This window comes from Limnothrix sp. FACHB-1083, from assembly GCF_014696485.1.
In the GTDB taxonomy this organism is placed as follows: Bacteria; Cyanobacteriota; Cyanobacteriia; order CACIAM-69d; family CACIAM-69d; genus CACIAM-69d.
Genome location: NZ_JACJQD010000016.1, coordinates 55308 through 74583, shown reverse-complemented (window position 1 = coordinate 74583; position 19276 = coordinate 55308). Strand labels below are relative to the sequence as shown.

The 19276-nt window shown below is 56.3% G+C and carries 16 protein-coding genes and 2 pseudogenes; 8 read left to right on the top strand and 10 right to left on the bottom strand.

Annotation, left to right across the window (positions count from 1 at the left end; genetic code table 11):
* The first annotated feature begins 158 nt into the window (after positions 1-158).
* Positions 159-1010, top strand: coding sequence for a hypothetical protein (locus H6F46_RS17125; protein WP_190355932.1), 852 nt, complete (start codon positions 159-161; stop codon positions 1008-1010).
* A gap of 141 nt (positions 1011-1151) precedes the next feature.
* Here H6F46_RS17125 and surE read toward each other — a convergent pair whose 3' ends face one another.
* Positions 1152-1982, bottom strand: coding sequence for a 5'/3'-nucleotidase SurE (surE, locus tag H6F46_RS17120; protein ID WP_190355933.1), 831 nt, complete (start codon positions 1980-1982; stop codon positions 1152-1154).
* Between the two features lie 108 nt (positions 1983-2090).
* Between surE and H6F46_RS17115 the strand changes: the two genes are divergently transcribed.
* Positions 2091-2744 (top strand): hypothetical protein, encoded by a 654-nt coding sequence (locus tag H6F46_RS17115; RefSeq protein WP_190355934.1) that lies wholly within the window; start codon positions 2091-2093, stop codon positions 2742-2744.
* Here the strand turns inward: H6F46_RS17115 and H6F46_RS19950 are convergent.
* The 7 genes and pseudogenes from H6F46_RS19950 to H6F46_RS19155 all read right to left on the bottom strand — a co-directional run.
* Positions 2741-3088 (bottom strand): annotated as a pseudogene (locus H6F46_RS19950) (L,D-transpeptidase); the annotation flags it as partial. The gene H6F46_RS17115 and the pseudogene H6F46_RS19950 overlap by 4 nt on opposite strands.
* A 624-nt stretch (positions 3089-3712) precedes the next feature.
* Positions 3713-4504, bottom strand: coding sequence for a bifunctional 4-hydroxy-2-oxoglutarate aldolase/2-dehydro-3-deoxy-phosphogluconate aldolase (locus H6F46_RS17105; RefSeq protein WP_347278353.1), 792 nt, complete (start codon positions 4502-4504; stop codon positions 3713-3715).
* A gap of 145 nt (positions 4505-4649) precedes the next feature.
* Positions 4650-4907, bottom strand: a pseudogene (gene minE / locus H6F46_RS19945) (cell division topological specificity factor MinE); the annotation flags it as partial.
* A gap of 253 nt (positions 4908-5160) precedes the next feature.
* The gene (gene minD, locus H6F46_RS17095; RefSeq protein WP_099533566.1) at positions 5161-5970 is read right to left on the bottom strand and encodes a septum site-determining protein MinD; all 810 of its coding nucleotides are present in this window, start codon (positions 5968-5970) and stop codon (positions 5161-5163) included.
* 160 nt (positions 5971-6130) lie between these two features.
* Entirely contained in the window at positions 6131-7786 is a 1656-nt protein-coding gene (locus H6F46_RS17090) for a septum site-determining protein MinC (protein WP_190355936.1), read from the bottom strand.
* A complete protein-coding gene (locus tag H6F46_RS17085; RefSeq protein WP_370567186.1) occupies positions 7774-8871 on the bottom strand; it encodes an RNA-guided endonuclease InsQ/TnpB family protein in 1098 nt (365 codons plus the stop codon). Before H6F46_RS17085 ends, H6F46_RS17090 begins: the two co-directional genes overlap by 13 nt.
* Entirely contained in the window at positions 8855-9430 is a 576-nt protein-coding gene (locus tag H6F46_RS19155; protein ID WP_190355937.1) for an IS607 family transposase, read from the bottom strand. Before H6F46_RS19155 ends, H6F46_RS17085 begins: the two co-directional genes overlap by 17 nt.
* A 174-nt stretch (positions 9431-9604) precedes the next feature.
* On the opposite strand from H6F46_RS19155, the gene H6F46_RS17075 reads away from it, so the two are divergent.
* The gene (locus H6F46_RS17075) at positions 9605-10936 is read left to right on the top strand and encodes an N-acetylmuramoyl-L-alanine amidase (RefSeq protein ID WP_190355938.1); all 1332 of its coding nucleotides are present in this window, start codon (positions 9605-9607) and stop codon (positions 10934-10936) included.
* An 85-nt stretch (positions 10937-11021) separates the two neighbouring features.
* On the opposite strand, the gene H6F46_RS17070 is transcribed toward H6F46_RS17075, so the two are convergent.
* Complete coding sequence (locus tag H6F46_RS17070; protein ID WP_190355939.1) at positions 11022-11699, bottom strand: Uma2 family endonuclease; 678 nt, start codon at positions 11697-11699, stop codon at positions 11022-11024.
* A 254-nt stretch (positions 11700-11953) separates the two neighbouring features.
* On the opposite strand from H6F46_RS17070, the gene lysS reads away from it, so the two are divergent.
* From lysS to H6F46_RS17045, 5 genes are all read left to right on the top strand, one after another.
* Positions 11954-13567, top strand: coding sequence for a lysine--tRNA ligase (gene lysS / locus H6F46_RS17065; RefSeq protein WP_190355940.1), 1614 nt, complete (start codon positions 11954-11956; stop codon positions 13565-13567).
* Between the two features lie 88 nt (positions 13568-13655).
* Positions 13656-14741, top strand: a complete 1086-nt coding sequence (locus H6F46_RS17060; RefSeq protein WP_199291634.1) for an RsmB/NOP family class I SAM-dependent RNA methyltransferase — start codon at positions 13656-13658, stop codon at positions 14739-14741.
* A 90-nt stretch (positions 14742-14831) separates the two neighbouring features.
* A complete protein-coding gene (locus H6F46_RS17055) occupies positions 14832-15581 on the top strand; it encodes a hypothetical protein (protein WP_190355941.1) in 750 nt (249 codons plus the stop codon).
* Between the two features lie 356 nt (positions 15582-15937).
* Positions 15938-18022, top strand: a complete 2085-nt coding sequence (locus tag H6F46_RS17050; RefSeq protein ID WP_190355942.1) for a tetratricopeptide repeat protein — start codon at positions 15938-15940, stop codon at positions 18020-18022.
* A gap of 213 nt (positions 18023-18235) precedes the next feature.
* The gene (locus tag H6F46_RS17045) at positions 18236-18916 is read left to right on the top strand and encodes a DUF1361 domain-containing protein (protein ID WP_190355943.1); all 681 of its coding nucleotides are present in this window, start codon (positions 18236-18238) and stop codon (positions 18914-18916) included.
* 24 nt (positions 18917-18940) lie between these two features.
* On the opposite strand, the gene H6F46_RS17040 is transcribed toward H6F46_RS17045, so the two are convergent.
* Positions 18941-19216 (bottom strand): YggT family protein, encoded by a 276-nt coding sequence (locus H6F46_RS17040; RefSeq protein ID WP_099532210.1) that lies wholly within the window; start codon positions 19214-19216, stop codon positions 18941-18943.
* Positions 19217-19276: the final 60 nt, after the last annotated feature.

The following is a 19276-nucleotide window of genomic DNA, read 5'->3' as shown; positions in this document are numbered from 1 at the left end:
ATGTCCATTGGGCATCCTGCCGTGTTTATGGGCTTTGCTGTGACCGCACAGAGGGCATTCCATGGCGTGAACCTTCATCCATCAGTCTCTCTACTCTATCAATCCCACATTAGATTGACGTACGACCTAATGCCCTAATTAATCAACTCGAAACTGAGTTGATTAATTTATTTCAGCATTTTGAATATAACAAAATAATTTTGAAATTTGAACCTATTTCTCTTACTTATAACAAAGGAACTCGAAAAATTGAAGGTCAGCAAGTCATCTTAAACGTCAAGTATTCTAATCAAGATCTAAACGGGGAACATCCGACGTATTTAAATGAAGCGAAACTTTCAGCCATTGGAATTTCTATATACCTTGCAGCCTTAAAAATTCAACCCATACCTGCTGAAGATTTAGCAATTCTTGCACTAGATGATGTTTTAATTGGATTGGATATGTCAAACAGGCTACCAGTTATCGACATTATTGAATCTCATTTTTCTTCAAATTATCAAGTCTTTATAATGACTTATGACCGAGAGTGGTTTGAAATACTTTGTGATCATTTTCCTGACTCAGATTGGAAAAAATTTGAGTTCTACTGTTCTGATGATGCAGAGTTGACATTACCCATTTTTTCTGAACGAAGCAAAGGAAGAAATGAATATATCGCTAGGGCGAAGACATACTTTGCAGCTCATGATTACAAAGCGGCAGCCGTCTATACCCGTAGCGCCTATGAAGCCATTCTCAATTTTTTTTGTAACAAACACCATATAAAAATCCCTTATTACAGTAAACCCAAAGAGCTTAAGGCAGATCAGATGTGGCAAGTTGTCAAGACATATCAACGGACTGGCACAAGTATAAATTCTGTCTCGGAAGTGACAGTTAGGCATATCGACAAAGCAGTTCGCAGAGTTTTGAACCCATTAAGCCATTCACGGCCAGTTCCAACCTATAGGCGTGAAGTTCAACACGCAATTTGTGCAGTGGAACGCTTATGTCGAGAGTTGCAATAGGATAAAAACCACTGTCGATTTTGCAGAACAAAGCTTCTAACCTGAGCACGACGGGGTTGAGCTAAGGCTTGTTTGGATTAACACCTCAGCTTAACCAGTCCCGTCTTTCTGCTGCTTCCCCTATTCCGAACTGACGTTGGCTTAGGCTGCGGGATTGGGGGCTGGCCCATAGCTCTCGTCCAGTCGATCGATCCAAGGTTGCCAGGGGGTCATCTCCGCCCAATCAGTCAAGTTGAAATGCAAAGGAGTGAGGGTGATGTAGTTTTGCCGAATTCCTTGCACATCGGTGATCAGGGGCGAAGTTTGGCCTCCGGGCATGGTTTCCGGGTCAATTTCTTCAAGTACTTCTCCCGACAGCCAATAGTAGGTGCGGCCACGGGGATCCACCCGCTTTTCAAATAGGTCGTGATAGCGCCGGAAGCCGAGTTTGGTGAGCTGCACACCCGCGATCGGGCCGTCGGGCGCTGGGATATTCACATTCAGCAGCATTGGCCGGGCGGGCGGCTGGGCAATGAGTTGGGCCACCGCTTGCACGGCAAACTCGGCGGCGGCGCTGAAGTCAAGATGGCCAAACTTGGCCAGGCTGAAGGCAAAGCTGGGAATATCCTCCAGCAGGCCTTCCATGGCCGCCGAAACAGTTCCCGAGTAGAGCACATCGGTTCCCAGGTTGGGGCCGTGGTTAATGCCCGACAGCACCACATCGGGCTTGCGATCGAGCAGGGCCCCCAGGGCCAGCTTGACGCAATCGGCGGGCGTTCCGGAGCAGGCCCAAGCGGTGACGCTGGGGTGAAACAGGTTAGGAACCAGTTCCGTGCGAATTGGATCCTGAAGCGTCAGGCCGTGCCCTGTGGCGGAACGTTCCCGATCGGGACAAACGATCGTCACTTGGTGACCCGCTTCAGCGCAGGCATTGGCAAGGGCGCGAATGCCCAGGGCAAAAATCCCGTCATCGTTGCTAATCAAAATATTCATGGCGAGACATGCATGGCGGATCGAGAAGGAATAGCCGATCGAGGAGGGGTGGCCGGGAGCCGTTGGAATCCCGAAGAGCAGAACTATTATTGACTATGGCTATTGACTATGACTGCCTCCATCATGGCAACCGAAATCGCAATGCAACCGGCCGCTGCGCAACTGCTGGAACAGACGGCGCGATCGATCCAAAATCCCCAGACCGAGCCTGAGCGTCCGCGACCCGCTGCCGTGGTGACCGCGCTGAAAACCGTGGAAACCCAAACCCGCCGCGATCGGGTGCAGCTCTCGGAAGGGTCGCTGGTGGGTCGCTGGCGTTTGGGGGTGGTGTCGCCCAAAAAGTCGGCCCAGCGCGATCGGGGGTTTTATTTTCCGGCTTTTGCCCCGGCCTATCTGACCTTTTTGGCCAACGAAGCCACGGGGGCGATCGCCCGAATCAAAAACCGAGTGCAGGTGGGGCCAATTTTTATGGAGTTTTCGGGCCCGGCCCGATGGGTGGGTCAGCGGAATTTGCTGGCTTTTGATTTTTTGGAACTGGCGATCGGGATTGGCGATCGGGTGGTTTATCGCGGCCCAGTTCGGGGCGAGCGGCCGGCCACAAAGGCCCTAACCCAGGAGCCATTTAACCGCCGGGCGATCGGCTATTTGCCCTTTTTTGCGTTCTGCTGGGCCGGTGAATCGGGGCTGGCGGCTCGGGGGCGCAGTGGCGGCCTGGCCCTGTGGGTACGGGATCCAGAGCCAACCAGCCCCGATCGGCCCTAGCGATGGGCCACCACGGGCGTGCCCACCTCTGCCCAGTTGAAATACCAGCGGGAGGTGGATACCGGGAGATTGGTGCAACCGTGGCTCATGGGTGTGCCGAAGTTGTTGTGCCAGTAGGCTCCATGGATGCCATAGCCCCCGTCGTAATACATCGTGTAGGGCACATTGGGCACGTCATAGCCGGGACCACGCATCCGGGTTGATCGCAGCTTGGTGTAAATCGTCCAAGTGCCGGGCAGGGTGGGTGTGCGGGCTTTGCCGGTGGAAACCGCATCCGTGCGGACTTGGCGATTTCCTTCCCAGGCGGTTAAGCGTTGGTTGCCGATATCGACTTGGAGCCAACGAACATTATCCAGCCGCTTCAGAATCGCCATCGATGCCTTGGGACTAAAGGGCAGTTCTTTGAAGTTCACCAGGCCGGTGCTGGCGGCTTGGGCCATGGCCCGGGTCGATCGCTCCAAAAAGCTCCAGCGTTGATCGGTGATGGCGGCCCAGCGGGGTTGTTGGTCGGGCGTGGGCTGGTTCAAAACGGCCAGGGTTTTGGTCAGTTGTGCCCGCTCCCACTGATCGAAGTAGTAGTGAGCGGCACTGGATTGGGCCCCGGCCCAGGAGGCGGCAAAGGTCACCAGTGCCCCCGCAATCAAAAACTTGGGCCGACGTAACCACTGGGGCGGCCGTTGTCTGAGTTCTCGGGTACGATCGACCACTCGATCGCGGGTGTCATCGAGTTTTGCCAGCAGCCCTGTCATGGAGGTTCCTAAAAAAAATTTGCAAAATCTGCCAAGTCTGCAAAAAATCTGCCAAGTCCGCAGCACAGCGATCGAGCAGGCAGATTGTTTCGCATTTTAACCGGGCAATTTTCGTGGGGCCAATGATTGGGGCCACGAAGTGCTTGAAAGATAATCGGTTTCCCAGTTGATTTTCTGCTGTATCCGGTTAATTGGCCAGACTGTCGCCGGGCGGTTGGTCTAGGGGCGGAGATCTTCGAGCGGCGGGGTTGTCTCTGGAAGACAGTGGGGGGCCACCTGTTCAGCCAAGCGACGGGCCCGATCGCGCACTTGATCCCAACGACCAGCGGCCACGGCTTCCGCTGGAAACAGTTCCCCCGACAGGCCGATCGCGATCGCCCCGGCCGCCAAAAATTCCGCCGCATTGGCCAAAGTGACCCCCCCGGTGGGAATCAGCGGCATGGGCAACACGGGTACGAGCGATCGCACGTAGGCTGCTCCGCCGACCGCCGAAATGGGAAACACCTTAACGCTGCTGGCTCCGGCCCGCCAAGCCTGGGCAATTTCCGTGGGGGTCAAGGCTCCCGGCACGATCGGGATGCCGGCCGCCACCGCCGCCGCGATCGCCCCCGAGTCGCCAAAGGGCGCAAAGCCAAATTGGGCCCCCGCCGCCACCGCTTCCCGCACCATGGCCGCATCCAGCAGCGTGCCGGCCCCAATTTGACAGTGGGGCAAGCGATCGCGCAGTTCGGCCACCAATTCCGCCGGCCGAACACTGTTCCAAGTAATTTCAATGAGTCGCAGGCCCCCTTCGGCGGCCGCCTGGGCCATGGCTAGCCCCTGAAGCCAGTTGTGCGATCGAATCACGGCGATCGCGCGATCGTGCCGCAGCCGCTGCACCCAGCGCGATCGCACCGTTGCCAAGGTCGTTGTTTCCCCCTTATCCAATGGCTCCCCCGATTGGAACTGACTGCCTTCCTGCGGTTTCAGGGGGTCTGCCGCATCGCCATTACCCAACACTGGCTGATTCACCTTGCTAGGGGGTAATTTCCGTGGGCCCATCAAGGGGCAAGGATTCCAAATCGATGATTTCGTCCGTTTCGGAAGGGGCTTCCGAGATCACACTCTCGATCGGGGTTTCCATGGCTGCGGCCGCTTCCTCCGAGGGTTCATTGTCCGGGCGCACCCGCCGAATGGGCACATTGGCAATCAACGCCGTGGTGCGAAGGTCGTTTTCCAGCATGAATTGCAATCCCTCGCTATCAATTTCCACATAGCGAGAAATCACATCCAAAATCTCTTGGCGCATTCGATCGAGCGACTGCGGCGAAAGATCAGTTCGGTCATGGGCTAACAGCAATTGCAACCGCTGTTTCACCACGCTGCGGCTGTCGGGATCGCGGGCAAAAAGTTTATCGAGAAGTTCGCTTAACATGACGCAGATAACGCAGCGCGCTGGATCGAAGGGCGATCTGAGGGAAAAAACGAGTTGTGGGTTGAGGGCTGGTTGCCAACGGAGCCAAAACCGCCCGGTTGCTTGGTTTTGTGCCGGTCATGGGCCCCGGGCGATCGCAACAGCCCTTGCAGTCAAGACACACCACCCAAGGGATGAGACCAGCTTGGCCAAGGTTGAGCCAGCGGTCAGGGAAGCTTCCAGCGGCCGATCGGGAGCGGCTCGCCCATCCAGGCTAACCGCGAGGGCTACCCTTCAGCCAGCGCTTCAGCCGCTTCAGCAAGGAATCGTGGCTGGCGGTGAGATCTAAAAATTCCACGTTTTGACCCTCCAGACGGCGCGCAATGTTACTAAACGCCATCTTGGGCACGGAGACTTGCTCCGACAGCACCAGCGGCTCCCCTCGGTTGGTGGAGGTGATCACCCGTTCATCGTCGGGCAAAATTCCCACCAACGGAATCGCTAAAATTTCGCGCACATCGTCCACGGACATCATGTCGTTGGCTTGCACCATTTGTGGCCGCAGCCGGTTCACCACCAACCGAACGTTTTTGATGCCCTCGGCCTCCAGCAGACCCACCACCCGATCGGCATCGCGCACGGCGGCAATTTCGGGAGTGGTGACGATGATGGCTTCGCGGGCGGCGGCGATCGCGTTGCGAAAGCCCATTTCAATGCCCGCCGGACAGTCCACCAACACATAGTCAAAACTTTTGGCCAGGGTCAAAACCAACGCTTTCATTTGGTCGGGGGTGACCGATTCTTTGGTGCGGTTTTGGGCGGCGGGCATCAGCACCAATCGGGGCTGTCGTTTGTCGCGCACGAGGGCCTGCTCCAGGCGGCACTCACCGGCCAGGTATTCCACGGCGGTGTAGACCACGCGATTTTCCAGACCCAACAACAGGTCTAGGTTACGCAGGCCAAAGTCGGCATCCACTAGCGCCACTTTTCGCCCCAGTTGCGCCAGGGCCATGCCCAAGTTGGCGGTGCAGGTGGTTTTGCCTACGCCACCTTTGCCGGAGGTGATTACGATGATGCGGCTCATGGGATTGCCTGATAGTTGACAACGGCTGAAGGGTCGATCGAGAAGGGTGGATTCAGAACGGCCAAGGGCGGTGCGATCGGGTGGAACCCGAAAAGACACCTCAATTTAGCATGGCGATCGAAGAGCGATTTGACTATCTGTCGGGGGTGGAGGCAAGCGTTTAGGCGGGTGGTTCCCCCAGGCGCGATCGCACTTCATTTTTGGCAAAGTCGGCGGCCGGTGAGATTCGGATCCCTTTTCCGGAAATGTAAGCCACTTCCGGACAGGGCACATCGAGCTTGGACTCGGGAACCCGGGCCGTGCGGCTGGCAATGCGCACCTGATTGGTCGCCAGGTTCAGGGCCATGATGATGGCGCTTTCGTTGCCATTAATGCCCGCGTGGGCCACGCCACACAGCCGCCCCCAAACGAGAATGTCGCCCCCGGCCACGATCGCGCTGCCGGGGTTGGCATCGCCGCGAATCACCACCGTGCCCGGATAACGAATTTCCACCCCCGATCGCAAGGTTTTGTCCAAATACAAGCAATCGGGTGCAAGGTCGAGGTCAGGGTCGGCCGCAATCGGTTCCTGGGTGGGTTCGGGCGGTGTGAACTGAAGGGCATAGCCCATTTCGATCGCCAGGGCTGCGGTGGCGGGATGGTTGGTTTCCACCCGGGTCAGCCGCAGTTGCACCTCCTGAAGGGCATCGGCGATCGCCTTCAGTTGCCTGGCTTCCAAGGTGCGATCGATCGCTTGCAGCGTGACGGGCCCGTCGGGTGTCCAGCCCCGCTCTCCCCCATACAGCCGATGCATCAATTGCTGCCACAAATCGGTCCAGGCTAAGCCCCGATCAGGCTGTTCGGCCACAAAGTCCGGCGGCAGCACCAGGCGCACCGGTTGGGTTCGATCGGCGCTTTCTTTGCTTTCTTGGCTGTCTTTGGTGTTGCTGGTTTTAATCTCGGAGGGTTTGACCTCGGAGAGCGTTTGGGCAGAAGGATTGATCTCGGCAGCCGGGATAGGTTCGACAGCCTCAGGAGCCGCCGCTTCTGGCTGGGATTCGGCTGGGGATGGCGGCGATTCCCGACCCGTCGCGGGTTCTGTCTCCGCAGATTCAGCAGATTCGAGAGATCCAATAGATCCAGTAGATCCAGTCAATTCAGCCCAGCCCGGAATCCAAAGGCGCACTTGGGGCCCCCGTTCCCCGGTCAGATCCGCCACGGGGCGATCGGCTCCCGTCAGCAATTCTCGCGCCAGCTTGGCCGCTTCCGGCGACAGGGGCGGCAACTCGGCCACAGGAACTTCGCTGCCGGTTTCCGAGCCGGTTTCGGTGGGCGATTCAGCCGGGTCATGCGCAGTTGAAGGCTGTTCGGCCGGCTGCTGGGTGGTTGCGGATGTGGAGGGCAATTTGGCTCCCCGCAAGGGCATCGCCAAGGCCGACACCAAATCATCGGGCAAGTCATCGCCGTGGGCCACCGGCCGATCGGGTAATTCCTCCGGCTCTGGCAAATCTTCTAAGGCTTCCAGGTTTTCTTCTGCAAGGGTTTCTAAACTTTCTAAATTCTCTAAACTTTCTAAATTCTCTAATTCTTCAGGATGTGGGTGCTCAGAAAATGCAGCAGCTTCAACCATGATCAGCAAACCGGGCGATCGACCCGACAACGGATCTATGCAGTGTACCGGACGGCCGCCGGCTCCGTTGCTTACGGCTCCAAAACGGCAAATTTCGAGCACGGGGTGGACAATCCCAAATTTCAACTCAAATCGCAACTCAAATTGCAACCCAAATCCCAAGTCGGTGACCGATACTTTTTTGCTAACGGATGCTAACAAATACATAAGTTGAGATGGTCTCTCAACCAAGGCGTATCAACCAATGCCCGTAGGAAAATCCCACGAGCACCATTGAGATCCCGATTCATTGATCGCCCATCAACCTTCGACTTGATGACCCGAGAGCCGCCAATCTTCACGATTTCACCTGTCCACGAAACAGTCTTGGATGTGTAGGCTTCGTTGATGTCGGTCAAGGCAATCTTGCCCAACTCCCAAGCTTTCCACTCCAGATGTTTCTTGAACTGGTAATGCGATAGGGTCAACATCTGCCGCACGGTTTTCGACTTAATCTTGCGACGTGATTTGCTCACCATTTGAGAGGATTCAAAACTGGGCAGCAAGATCACATCAAAGTTTTCAGTCAGGAACCGCGCGGTTTTGTGGTGAAGTTCTTTCACCAGATGTTGCACCTTGGAACGCAGGCGATCGGCGGCTTTCTTGAGGCGGTACTTCTGGGCTGATTTAGCCTTAGTGATTTTGGAAATCAGGCGATCCAGCTTGAAGCACAGCTTTTGAATCAACAAGTTCGAGTCATTGCCAATCCATCCATAGGAGGATTCGGCAAAGAAGGTCATGAATGTGCGGACACCGGGATCTAAGGCAACCACTCGCCCTTGATTTTCGGACTGCATGGGTTGCACCTCTGTTGAGGTGATCAGGTAATACTCACCATAGGCAAGTGTTAACCGACCATCACTGAAGCCATCAGGAATTGATTCTTTCAGGGCTGCTTTCCCCAAGATGGTGTGGTAGACACCGTTTTCGCTGATGGCTGATTTGGGGATGTAGATCGTTTGCTGTCGATCTTTTCGACTGCGGAAACGGCACTTGTGAATTTGTCCGTCTTTTTTGAAGCTTTTCTTGGCTTCTCGAACGGCAGTGCAAGCATCTTTGACCGCAATTTTTTTGATCTGGTAGGGAACTGACTTGGCCCATTCAGGAAGCGCACCCAAGATGATGGGCGCAACTGCCATCCAATTGGCTTTGGTTCCCGGTTCCTGAAGATGTTTGATCGTGGCGTTGTAGACGTATCTCGAAACGCCAAACCATTGCTTCAGGAGCGCTTTTTGATCAGGGTTTAGGAAGATTCGGATCTTCCTGGATCGCCTTGCGGTAGCTTCTGAGTCCGGGCATTCGACGAGAGAAGAGGTGAAGGATGGCGAGAAGATCGGCTGTGAGTTCGGATTCTGGGCAGTGAACAGATGGGTTGAGAACCACGAGTTCGCCACCGTTTTGTTGAACCATGAACTCGAACAGCTCGAATCCGAATCGGCAGAGTCGATCGCGGCAGGCAACCACAATTTGGAGCTGATCGCCGCGCATGAGTCTGACCAGTAGGGATTGCAGTCCTTTCCGCTTGAAGTTAAGTCCTGACCCGATATCTTGGATGATTTCGGCATTGGGGTAGCGATCGCGCATGAACTGGATTTGTCTTGCGAGATCATCTCGTTGCTTGGCAGAACTGACGCGGCAGTAGCAAACAACGGTAGATCGAGTTGCCTTGCGTCCGTATGACTCGACGTTATAAAGCCGCTGGCCCGCCTCGTTGCGGATGGTTTCGATCTTCCCTTCATCTGCGTACTTTCTTAGCGTATTTGGATGCAATCCCAGAAATTCGACCGCTTTTCTGAGAGGAATGTATGCCATATCTAAATATGGGCATACGTTAGCGAATGTTAGTAAATTAATTACTGTTGATCAACCTCTTGCGCGAATCAGCCGCGCGATCGCCCTCGGGATGATTCTGAACAGCACCGCATCCTAGTGATTTTTTGGAATCGGGTGATCTAGCATTGGTCGAAGTTCGATCGAGAGTAATTCATGGGGCGGGTTCTCCTTTCAGCGGGCCATGGGGGCTATGAAAACGGGGTTTTGGATCCTGGCATTATGGCGGCAGGAACCACCGAAGCCAGGGAAATGATTTGGCTGCGGGAAGCCACGGCCCAAACCCTGCAACGGCGGGGCATTGAAGTGCTGACGGTTCCCGATGACTTGAGCCTGCAACAGACGATCGCTTGGATCAATGCCCGAGGACGCGCCGGGGATGTGGCCTTGGAAATTCACCTGGATGGTTCCAGCAACCCCGCCACCCGAGGCACGACGGTCTATTTCATTGCGAATAATCAGGTGCGCCAAACCCAGGCAGAAATTCTGTTGCGATCGACCCTGGCGCGGGTTCCCCAACTCCTTTCGCGGGGGGCATTGCCCGACACGGCCACGGGGTTGGGGAATCGGCTGTTTTGTCGTCAACTCACGGTTCCTTCGCTGTTGGTGGAAGTGGGCTTTTTAACCAACGAGACCGATCGCACGATTCTCAAAAATCAAGGTTGGGGCATTGCCACCGGCCTCAGCGATGGCCTGCAACAAATTTTGCTGGAATTCCCCGCCCAGCCCTACAGCAGCATTCAAATCGAGGTGAATAATCAGCGCTATCCCGAGCGGGGCGTGCTGATCAATGGCAATTCCTACATCCCGATCGACCTGGCCGATCGTCTGGGCATCAAAGTGGCCACCAACCCGCAAATCGTCCGAGTGCGCTACCAAAACATCGTTTACTTCAAGGCGATCGACCTGCGGCAATACAACATCTCTGTGGGTTGGAACAGCCAAACTCGCGCCGTCACCCTCCGCACCAACCTCTTGGTTTCCAACACCTTGAAGGGGCAAATTATGGGACTGGGCAGCACCGGTGATGCCCAAATGCTGACCTTTCTGAGGGCCTTTAATCCCAATGCGGGTAGCCAGTTTCCCGATTTACCGCGCCTTTACCGCGAAGAGGCGATCGCCGAAGGGGTCAATTTTGATCTAGCCTTTGCCCAAATGTGTGTGGAAACGGACTTTTTGCAATTTCCGGGCCCCACCAAATCCAGCCAAAACAACTTTGGGGGGCTGGGGGCCTTGGGGGGCAATCCCGAGGGAGCTTCCTTTGCCAGTGCGCGGCTGGGGGTGCGGGCCCACATCCAACACCTCAAGGCCTACGCCAGCACAGAACCCTTGGCGAATGCGGTGGTGGATCCTCGGTTTAGCTTTGTGCCGCGCGGCGTGGCTCCCACGGTGGCGCTGCTGAGTGGGCGTTGGGAGGCGGATATGAACTATGGCGATAAGATTTTGTCCCGCACGCGCCAGCTCTACGAGGTTTCTGGGCTGCTGTAGGGGTGATGCTGTAGGGGTGATATTGGCCACAATCCCGATGGCTGCGATCGCTGATGGTGATTGCTCGGGCTGGTAGCTCAGGGTTCTAGGGAGCGATCGCGTCGGGATCCAAACCCAGTTCCCGCAACCGGGCCGCCAGCCGATCGGCCCGCTCCCGTTCCCGATCGGCCCGTTGCCGCTCTTGCAGCAAGGTGGAAAAGGGCCGGCCATCGGGCCCAAACAGGGTGAGAGTTTCTTCATCCAGTTGGCAGCGAATGCCCAGCCGAGGACTGACCCAGTTTTGGGGATTCTCAACGGGTTCCAGATCGCCCCTGTCTCCCCGCGTCAAAATGTTCAACTCATTGCGATCGAGGTCATAGATGTAATATTCCTCAACGCCATAGCGGTTATAGAACATCTGCTTTTTCAGCATTTCCCCAAAGCGATTGCCCGGCGACCAAATTTCAAACACCACTTGAGGGGCGATGTTGTGTTCGCGCCACTGCATATAGGAACCCCGATCGCCCTTGGGAACCCCAAAGACAACCATCACATCGGGCGCTTGGCGAATGGTGTTGCTGCCTTCCAGGGGATACCAAAGCAAATCACCGGCCACAAACACCTGCGGATCGTCACTGAAAATGGTGGCGAGGTTGCTTTGAATAGTTTGGATCCAGTGAAATTGCTTTGTGTTGTCTGCCATCGGCTGGCCGTCACTGTCGGGATATTCGATCGGCTTGGGCTGGACTTTTCCCGGCTCACTGGGGGGAATTTGAGCAACCATCGGTTTTTCCTCAAGATTGCGATTGGTCTCATTATGCCAATGGCCGATCGGCTGGTTTGGACTGGGGGTGTTGAAGGGGCGGGGTTAACTGGTTCAACCTGATCAATTTCTAGATAAAGCTTTTTCAGCATCCTTTCGGGGCGATCGCGCGTAAAAGGCCCCAAGTCCCTAAAATGAATAGGCATTTTGCAACCTTGGCATTCTGCACCCATCTTTTTCTGTAACCATTACCTCGTCATCACCGCCCCACCGCCATGAGTTTCTGGGCAGATAAAATCGCCGCCGACGCACAGGGTCCACAGATCGTTAACGATTCCAAAACGCCATCGGGGCGTGTTCACGTTGGCTCCTTGCGGGGAGTCGTGATTCACGACACGATCTATCGCGCTCTGAAACAGGCCGGCAAGCCCGTGAAATTCATCTACGGAGTGGATGATTACGACGCGCTGGACACCGTGCCGCGCTATTTGGATCGGGAAAAGTTTGAGCGCTATTTGGGCTGGCCCCTCTGCAATGTGCCCTCGCCCGATGACACCGCACCGGGCGATCGCGCCAGTGATTACGCCAAATATTTCATGGGCGAATTTCTGGATGTGTTTGAGTATTTGGGTGTGCGGCCCGAGATTTATTACCTGCGGGATTTGTATCGATCGGGCAAGTTGAATCCTGCGATCGATCGCTTCCTCAAAAACGCCCATTTGGTGCGCGAAGCCTACAAAGAAGTCAGCAAGGCCGATCGGCCCAGCAACTGGTATCCCTTCCAGGTGATTTGCGAACATTGCGGCAAAATCGCCACTACCCAAGTCACCGACTATCAAGACGGCAAGGTGTTCTACACCTGTGATCCCAACGCCACGGACTACACCCAAGGCTGTGGCCATTCCGGTTGGGTTTCGCCCTTCGACGGCAACGGCAAACTGCCCTGGAAAGTCGAGTGGGTGGCCAAGTGGGAATTGCTAGGCGTGACGATCGAGCTAGCCGGGAAAGACCACTCCCAAAAGGGCGGCTCCCGCGACGTGGCCAACGCCATTTCTCGCAAGGTTTTGGGTCAACAACCGCCCTTCCACTCGCCCTACGAATTCATTTTGGTCAATGGCACGAAAATGAGTTCTTCCAAGGGGATCGGCTCCAGTGCCCGCGAAATTGCTGATCTATTGCCGCCACAGTTGTTGCGCTTTTTGATGTTGCGCACGCCGCCCCGCACGGCGATTAACTTTGCGCCCAACTACGAAAGTATTACGCGCGTGTTCCGGGATTACGACAATTTGATCGACAAATATCGCCGGGAAACGATCGCCAATGGGGGCAACCCGCCGGAACTGAATGAAGACTGGATGTCGCTATTTTATGCTCAGTTGGATGGGGAAATTCAGCCCTACCAACCCTTTGAATTGAGCACAGCAATTTCGCTGTTGCAAGTGCCCCATTTGGATGTGGAAAAGGAAGTGGCGGCGCGATCGGCTGAACCTTTGAGCGACTACGATTGGCAAATTGCTCGCGAACGGATTTCGGCTGCTCAAAAGTGGCTGAATGACTACGCCGACGAAGAAGAAAAGTTGGTGCTCTATCTGGATACGATTCCGGAGCGGGCGAATCAACTTTCGCCGGAACAAATCGGCTATGTGGAAGCTTTGCTGAAAACGCTGGCAACGGTGGAAAGCTGGGACGGCGAATCCCTGCAAACGGCGCTGTTTGCCACAACGCGGGAGCTGGATTTGAAAATGCCGGTGGCCTTTTCGGCGATTTATCTGGCGTTTTTGAACAAGGAACGGGGCCCGAAGGCGGGGCCGCTGCTGTCCTATTTGGATCGGCAACTGGTGCTCGATCGCCTGCAAGCGGTGTTGGATCTGAATCGTGCCGCCGTTTAAGGAAACATTGGAGCACTGATCCGGGCTGTGATCCTGGGGGGCAAGGGGCTTAAGCCCCTTGTCTACTCATCTTTGGGGGCGAGTGGAGATGGGCAAATCGAAGAAACGATCGGCTAAACCAGCGGCATCGGAAGCGATCGCAACGGAGCCGTCGCGTCTGTTGCTGAAGCTGGCCGATCGCCTGTTTGGGGAAGCGGCCGATCGCGCGGCCTTTGTCCACAGCCTCGGCCAAGCCCAGCGGTTTGCGCCCTGTTTGTTGTGGCTGGCCGATCGCCCCGATCCGTTCCCCTTCGCGGCCCTGCCCCCCTTGGCGATGCAGCCGGCCTGGGTCGATCGGCTCGATTTGACCGCCGACCAACCGGCTAACCGGCGACCCGGCAAGCATCCCCTGCACGAGGCGGGGGCGTTCTATTGTTTGGATTTTTCCTCGGTGTTTGCGGCTTCGGCCCTGCTGGCGATTCCCGATCGGGTCGATCGGCTGGTGGATCTCTGTGCCGCGCCGGGGGGCAAGAGTGTTTTTGCTTGGCGGGCGCTGCAACCGTCGCTGCTGGTGGCCAATGAGGCGATCGGTAAACGGATCGGCATGTTGGTCAGCAACCTAAAGCGCTGCGGTCTTGATCCGGCGATCGCCACCTGCGCTGACCCGGAAACCTTGGCCCAGGCGATTCCCGGCTGGGCGGATTTGGTGATTGTGGATGCGCCCTGCTCGGGCCAATCCCTGCTGGCGAAGGGGGAGAAAAATCCCGGCTGTTTCCATCCCCTGACGATCGGGAAAAATGCCAGTCGCCAAAAACGGATTTTGGCCAACGCAGCGGCCCTGGTGGCTCCTGGTGGTTGGTTGGCTTACATGACCTGCACCTACGCGATCGAGGAAAACGAAGGGGCCACCCAATGGCTGCTCGATCGCTTTCCCCACCTGGAACCGCAACCCGTTCCGGCCCTGGAGCCTTGGCGATCGACCCACGGGGCTTTTCCCTGCTATCGAATGTTTCCCCAGGAAGGCTTGGGGGCCGGTTCCTTTGTGGTGTTGCTGCGGGATCGGCGAAATGGGCCAGCCAATCCAGAGCCGGCCAATCCAGAGCCAGCCAATCCAGGGCGATCGAGCTTATTCGGTGATCACGAAGCCTTGCAGTCCCTAATTCGTTGGCGATCAGACCGATCTAAGCCGATCTAAACCGATCCAATTAGCAGCAGGGCAATCAGCAACGCATAATGGAGGGCGTTTCGGGCCCAAGCCTTTTTGCTGTTTCACTGTCGGCGTTCCATGCTCGATCGCATTCTTCCGTTGTCCGTTCACTGGTTTCGCCCGATCGGGCCGATCCTGCTCAGTTTGGGTCTGGGTAGCCTCTCGATCGGCTGCACCAACCAAGTCACCACCTCCCAGCCCGCCGCCCAACCGGGAGGCATCACACTGCCGGATATGGCCCCAGCGGCCCTGTTGCCCAGCCCTTCCGCCACCCCCAACACGATCGCCGGATTACTGAAAACCTGGCCACGCTACCAATCGCCCCAGGCCGGCTTTTCCGTGGCGTTTCCCGCCAAGCCCCAGGAAGAAACCAGCCGCGTCCCCACCGAAGTGGGCCCGGCGGAAGTGATTATGCTCCGTTACCAAGACCGACCGGCCAAGCGGTTTTATCTGTTTGCTCACAATCGCTTTCCGGTTCCGGCGGGCACGGGGGTGGATGTGGCCAAGGCTCTGGATGCCAGTCGCGACAGCATCGCCAAGGGCATTTCCGCCAAGGTGGTTTCCGAAAAGCCCTTGCAACAAAGTGGTTTTCAAGGGCGCGATCTGGAATTGTCGCGATCGGGCGGTTTCGCGGCCCGGGTGCGAATTTTCTATGCCAACGGAATTTGGTATCGGGCTATTGTGGCGGCCGAAGACGGCAAACTCAAGGTTCCCCAGGTGCAGGCTTTTTTTGACTCAATTCAACTGATGTCGCCCACGGAGCCACGTAAACCTAATGCAGCGCCCGCCCAAAGCAATCCCAGCCCCACCGGCACACCGCGACCCTAGGGGGATGGAGAGCGAGCACCAATGCCACAAGCACCAATGCCACAATGGAGATATCAACGGAAGTCTCGACAGGAGATGTATTGCTAGACGTATCGATCGCGGCCGCAAGCCAACGTCAGCCAACGGATCGGCAAACGGATCCGCTCCCATGGGTCTAGAAGATGCAAACCTGTTTGGATGGGTGCATTCAGGAAATCAGCAAAGAATCTGAAACTCCTGGCCTACGATTGTCTTGCTTGTGGCATCTCAGGGAATGATGAATAGGAGCCTTGGCCTTTAGGCTCTTGCAAGCGTCTGTTTCAGGCGTTTTCCGCAAGTTTTCTGCAAATTTCACGCCCCCTTTCGATCGGTTGTTTATGAAGCGAGCTAGTTGGACAGGAGCCAAATCCCGCACCCGCGATCGCGCAGCCCGGGCCATGGCGATCGTGATGTTGGGCAGTTTGGCCACCCCCGGCGGTGGACTAGCGGCCACGGAAACGGTTGCCCAAGCCTTGCTCCAAGTTCAACCGGCCATCAGCGGCCCCAACCGCAGCGCTAGCCCGTCTTCGCCATCCTCCGCATCGATGCCCCTGGCCCAAGCAGCTCCCAATGAATCTCAACCGGCGGATGCTGGGCAAAATTCTGGGCAAGATTCTGGGCAAGATTCTGGGCAAAACAATTCGGGCAATCAAGGCAATTCCAACAACGGTTCAAATAATAATTCTGATAGTAATAATTCCAATAGCCAGAATAATCAAAATAATCAGCCTAATAATTCAGGCAATTCAGGCAATACTCAAAACAATAATCAGAATAATAATCAAAACCAGCAGGATAAAAAGCCCAAGAAACCCAAAAACGATCAACGGGCATTCCAACGCCGAATTGTGTTGTTGGGGGCGGCGGGAATTGGGGGGCTTGGTTTGTTGGGGGGCTTGGTTTGGTTTGTTCGCCAAGTTCGGAATAATGAGCATTTTGGTTGGGATGAAGCGGATGCGGAGTCAGAGGCGGATTTTGATCCTTTGGCGGATCCAGATGCCGTAGAGGGTTTGGAGGCGATCGACCCTTGGGGTGCTCCGTTGGCTCCGGCGGCGCGATCGACCCGGCCCCGGGATGTGGGCCCCACCCTCGATGCCCACAGTGCGGCAGCCCACAATGGTCAAAATGCCATGGCGTTGGAAACGGCCACCCCGATCGACTCCAAGCCAGGAGCCAAGTCAGAATCCAAACCAGAGTTAAAACCCCGTCGCCGGTTGTTTCCCTGGCAAAAACCAACCCCGACAGCCGATTCCGAACTCTCTGCCGACCCTTCAGAGGCGGCGGCTCCGGCTCCTGCGGAATCCAAAGCGCCTGAACCGGCCACGCCTGCACCCTTGCCCAATCCGGCGGCTAATGCGGCTGCGCCGAAAGCCGCACCCAATGCCGCACCCAACCCGACGGCTCCCTTGCCCAGCCCAACGGCCCTTGCGCCTACTCGGGTGGTGCAACCGAGCCTGATTGAGCGGGCAATTCAAAATCTCCGCAGCGACAACGCGGCCGATCGCCGCAAGGCCATTTGGGAATTGGGACAACGGGGCGACTCTCGGGCCCTGCGTCCCCTGATGGATGTGCTGCTGAATGGGGATTCCAAACAACGAAGCCTGTCGATCGCAGCTTTAACCTCGATCGGGTCGCGGGTGTTGGAACCCACCCTGGAGGCGATGGCCCTGGCCCTGCGGGATCCAAATCCGGAAGTGCGCACCAATGCGATTCGGGATTTAACGCAGGTTTATGAACAAGTGACTCGCCTCAGCCAAATGATGGGCATGGCGGCCCGCGACCCGGATCAACAAGTGCAACAGACTGCGAGTTGGGCCCTGGGCAAGTTGGAGCAAGTACGGGCGATCGCGGAAACGGTTCAAACCGGCGGCAGCAGTGCGTTTAATGCTTCATCTTTGACGGAATCGCCCCTGATGGCGGGCATTGCGCTGCTGGACAGTGACCAACCGGCGGAAGCGGCTCCCCTACTGGAGGCGGCGATTCGGCAACATCCCAGCGATCCCGATGCCCATTTGGCTCTGGCGAAGGCCCTGGAGGCCCACGGCGCACAGGCCCAGGCCCTGCAAGCGGCGATCGCGGCGAGAGATCTTTACGCCTATCAAGGCCGTGGCGAAGCGGCTAAGGCGATTGAACAGACTTGGCAAGCAAGGGGGCTTGACCCGGATCAGGCGGCCTATCGGGTGGCCTGGGCTGGGGTGCTGATCCAACAGGAACAGTGGGACGAGGCAACGAAGGAACTGGAGCAGGCGATCGCCCATAATCCTCACGACCCGGAGCCACACCTGGTGCTTGCCCGTCTACGTCGATCTCAACACCGTTCTGCTGAGGCGATCGAGCATCTGAAACAGGCCCGAGATCTTTACTTGGCCTTGGGAGACCAACCGGCGGCCGATCGATTACAAACCCTGATTCAGTCTTCTTGATTGGTCTTCCTGAGAGGATTTGGGTCGGGTTTTGCTCGATTGAATTTGCCCGGTTTAGCTTGCCTAGTTGAATCTATCTGGTTAAATTTGCCCGGCTTAACTTGCCTGATTGAATTTGCCCGGTTGAATTTGCCCGGTTGAATCTGCCTGACTCAATCTGATCCGTTTTTAAACGCTTCTGATCTCACACGCTTCTGATCAAGGCGATCGGCTATGGAACCTCTTCTCAAAACATTGGCGCAGTGGCTGCGGATTACGATCGCACTCTGGGCTGATAACAGCTATTGGATGGCTTGGAATTTATTCTTGGCCATTGTCCCTTTGGGAATTGCCGCTTGGCTTTTTCGACACCGCCCCGCTCGATCGCCCCGATCGCCCCTGTGGTGGGGGCTGGCGATCATGTTCATTTTGTTCTTACCCAATGCGCCCTATGTCTTGACCGATTTGATTCATTTGGTCAATGACATTCGCTATCGCTACACGTCCCTTTGGGCCACGGTGATGATCGTGATTCCGCAATACGTTCTGTTTGTGGCCGTGGGCTTTGGGGCCTATGTTTGGTCGCTGGTGTGGCTGGATGGATGGCTCCGGGCGATCGGGCGCAGCCGCTGGATTCCGCCCATGGAACAGTTGCTCCATGGCCTGTCGGCGGTGGGGGTGTTTGTGGGTCGGTTTTGGCGCTTTAACAGTTGGGACTTGTTCACCCAGCCCCATACCTTGCTGGAGCGGATGGCCAACGACTTGGCGGCCCATCGTCCGGCCCTGGTGATTGGATTGATTTGGGGCGTGTTGGCTGGTTTGTATGGGCTGCTGAAACCCTTCGCCATTGGCTATGGTCTCTATCGCCAGCAACAACACCAGCCCGATCGCCCCTCGTCTCCGGGCCAGCTCTGAGCCATTGGTGACCGGGCCCTTTGGCTACAAGGCCATCACAGCGCTGCTGACTAATTGGGACAGCAATTGCAGCGCCAAAATGGCCAGCATGGGCGAAAAATCTAAGCCACCCAGGGGCGGGATGATCGATCGAAACAGGTTCAGGTAAGGATCGGTTAACTGCCCCACCGTGGCAAAGGGTTGGGAGAACCAATCGATGTTCGGAAACCAACTCAGCAGAATCCGAATGAAGATCACCAGCGTATAGATATTGACGAATTGCAGGATGGTGTTGGCCAGCAGGTTGATTGAAGTATCCATGGGCAAGTACCGGAAAAAAATCGCGCCTTCAAAGGCAGCAGCGCAAAAGTGCAACGCACA

Excerpts from the sequence above, each read along its gene's own strand:
- H6F46_RS17060 (WP_199291634.1), top strand. The coding sequence starts at position 13,656 with ATGGGCAAATCGAAGAAACGATCGGCTAAACCAGCGGCATCGGAAGCG.
- H6F46_RS17045 (WP_190355943.1), top strand. The coding sequence starts at position 18,236 with ATGGAACCTCTTCTCAAAACATTGGCGCAGTGGCTGCGGATTACGATC.
- surE (WP_190355933.1), bottom strand. The coding sequence starts at position 1,982 with ATGAATATTTTGATTAGCAACGATGACGGGATTTTTGCCCTGGGCATT.
- minD (WP_099533566.1), bottom strand. The coding sequence starts at position 5,970 with ATGAGCCGCATCATCGTAATCACCTCCGGCAAAGGTGGCGTAGGCAAA.
- H6F46_RS17115 (WP_190355934.1), top strand. The coding sequence starts at position 2,091 with ATGACTGCCTCCATCATGGCAACCGAAATCGCAATGCAACCGGCCGCT.
- H6F46_RS17040 (WP_099532210.1), bottom strand. The coding sequence starts at position 19,216 with ATGGATACTTCAATCAACCTGCTGGCCAACACCATCCTGCAATTCGTC.
- lysS (WP_190355940.1), top strand. The coding sequence starts at position 11,954 with ATGAGTTTCTGGGCAGATAAAATCGCCGCCGACGCACAGGGTCCACAG.
- H6F46_RS17090 (WP_190355936.1), bottom strand. The coding sequence starts at position 7,786 with ATGTATTTGTTAGCATCCGTTAGCAAAAAAGTATCGGTCACCGACTTG.
- H6F46_RS17075 (WP_190355938.1), top strand. The coding sequence starts at position 9,605 with ATGGGGCGGGTTCTCCTTTCAGCGGGCCATGGGGGCTATGAAAACGGG.
- H6F46_RS17050 (WP_190355942.1), top strand. The coding sequence starts at position 15,938 with ATGAAGCGAGCTAGTTGGACAGGAGCCAAATCCCGCACCCGCGATCGC.
- H6F46_RS17070 (WP_190355939.1), bottom strand. The coding sequence starts at position 11,699 with ATGGTTGCTCAAATTCCCCCCAGTGAGCCGGGAAAAGTCCAGCCCAAG.
- H6F46_RS17055 (WP_190355941.1), top strand. The coding sequence starts at position 14,832 with ATGCTCGATCGCATTCTTCCGTTGTCCGTTCACTGGTTTCGCCCGATC.
- H6F46_RS19155 (WP_190355937.1), bottom strand. The coding sequence starts at position 9,430 with ATGGCATACATTCCTCTCAGAAAAGCGGTCGAATTTCTGGGATTGCAT.